The organism is Iodobacter sp. BJB302 (assembly GCF_002735645.1).
Classification (GTDB): domain Bacteria; phylum Pseudomonadota; class Gammaproteobacteria; order Burkholderiales; family Chitinibacteraceae; genus Iodobacter.
This window is the reverse complement of sequence record NZ_PDZG01000162.1, coordinates 1-1,900: the sequence shown is the minus strand read 5'-3', so window position 1 is coordinate 1,900 and position 1,900 is coordinate 1. Positions and strand designations below refer to the sequence as shown.

Below are 1,900 nucleotides of genomic sequence, written 5' to 3'. Positions count from 1 at the left end.
CAAGCATTTTGCTTAAAATGGCATCTTTACGAGCCTTGGGAATACGCGACATGATAAGTAACCAGCCCCCTGAGTAAGTTGGAATCCCTGAAAAGGGAGTATCTCAACTATCCTGACACAGGGGGCAATCAGCATCCAATATTTTCCACCCGTCAGCGTCCAAAAGTTTCCAGTTTATCAGCCCGTTTTCTGCCCCTTCTTACGCTGTTTAAACCTGAACGAATCATTGCCCGTTTCCAGAATTTCACAGTGATGTGTGATTCGGTTCAGCAGTGCTGTCGTCATTTTTGCGTCCCCAAATACCGTGACCCATTCGTCAAATGACAGGTTGGTCGTGATGATCAGGCTCGTTTTTTCATACAGCTGGCTGAGCAAATGAAACAATAAAGCGCCACCCGATGCAGGAAATGGCAGATAGCCCAGCTCGTCCAGAATCAGCGCATCGATCTGGCTGAGCTGCCGTGCCAGATGGCCGCTTTTGCCCATAGCCTTTTCTTTCTCCAGCACATTCACCAGATCCACTGCATTGAAGAATCTCGCCCATTTGCCCTTGTGAATCGCAGCAACGCCCAGTGCTGTGGCAAGGTGCGTTTTGCCCGTGCCGGTGCCGCCAACCAGAATCAGGTTGTGCGCATGCTCCATAAACGCAGCGGTGGCCAGTTGCTCAATCTGGGGGGCGGCCAGCGTGCTTTCTGCCCAGTCAAAGCCCATCAGATCCCGGTGAATTGGGAAGCGCGCCGCTTTCAGTTGATAGTGCAAACTACGTACCTCCCGATCGGCCGTTTCTGCTGCGGCAATCAGATGATCCAGCCAGGCTTCGACGGTTGATGGCTTGCGTGCTTTCTCGGCCTGCCATTTCGTCCAAGCCGCAGCCATGCCGTAAAGCTGTAATTGCTTTAACTGCAAACCACGATCAATGCAGGACATGCTGGTTACCTCGCAGATCGTCATAACGGGCGCAATTGGCTTGCGGAGCATGTTTCAGTTGCAGCTGATCCGGCAAAGTCAGAACTGTCGGCTGGGTAGGTGCAATCAGCCTGCGCATTTCATTCAGGACCACTGCCGCGGTCACCACGCCATGTTCCAGTGCACATTCACACGCCACTTGCAAGACATCCAGCCCCGCTGTGTGCGCCATTTGTAGTAGCTCAACAAAGGCCCGGTCGCCTTTAGCTTGCTTTAGAATCCGGTCCCGCACCTACGGCAATTCCCATTGCACAAAGGGTGCACCATGCCGCAAAGCGCCTGGCTTATTTTCCAGAATGGGCAAATAATGCCAGGGATCACAAATCAGCTGGTCCCGGCCAAAGCAACGTACATGCTGAGCCACCTGGATCGCGTCCGCCACCATCTCAATGTGCGTAGCCCGACTCCGTACCGATACCGCCTTGCCCGCATAAATGGCGGGAACGCTATAGCGATTCCGGTCCACACACACCAAGCAAGTGCTGGATACGCGCAACATGGCTTCGACATAACCATCAAACACCGCCGACATCGGGCGCAAAGCCGTGCGTTCGGACGCCCAATGGCTGGCGATGGAGCCCTTGCAAACCGGATGCTGGCGTGCGCCCAACTCCCAGCAGCGCTGGCTTAGCCAGGCATTCAGTGCCGCAAAGCTGGCAAACCGGGCCAGCGGCGTAAATAGCCATGCGCGGAGATTGCCCACCTGATTCTCAACCTACCCCTTCTCCCAGCCTGATGCGGGCGGTAATTGTCAAAATAGTTGAGATGTTTTTACGATCTAAGCGACCTGTAATTCCTCGCTTGTTTTCGGTAATTGTCAAACCAGTTGTCGCCTTAATCGTTTAATATTTATGCCGTTCTTTGCTCTGCTTTTTTCCTTACAGCACCCGTCTCCGCTTCCGGTGATTTTTCTGGATTGAGGTGGACGATATTC

Annotated in this window: 3 protein-coding genes; all 3 read right to left on the bottom strand. The window is 53.4% G+C overall.

Translation table 11 applies throughout. From position 1 onward, the window contains the following. Positions 1 to 177: 177 nt before the first annotated feature. From istB to CSQ88_RS22345, 3 genes are read right to left on the bottom strand one after another with little or no spacing between them, the layout of a single operon-like run. Positions 178 to 927 carry an IS21-like element helper ATPase IstB gene (gene istB, locus CSQ88_RS22355; protein ID WP_099400258.1) on the bottom strand — a complete coding sequence of 250 codons (750 nt, stop codon included), beginning with the start codon at positions 925 to 927 and terminating at the stop codon, positions 178 to 180. Beyond that, complete coding sequence (locus tag CSQ88_RS22350; protein ID WP_143449582.1) at positions 914 to 1,198, bottom strand: hypothetical protein; 285 nt, start codon at positions 1,196 to 1,198, stop codon at positions 914 to 916. Before CSQ88_RS22350 ends, istB begins: the two co-directional genes overlap by 14 nt. Next, positions 1,199 to 1,669, bottom strand: coding sequence for a hypothetical protein (locus CSQ88_RS22345; protein ID WP_099400256.1), 471 nt, complete (start codon positions 1,667 to 1,669; stop codon positions 1,199 to 1,201). Positions 1,670 to 1,900: the final 231 nt, after the last annotated feature.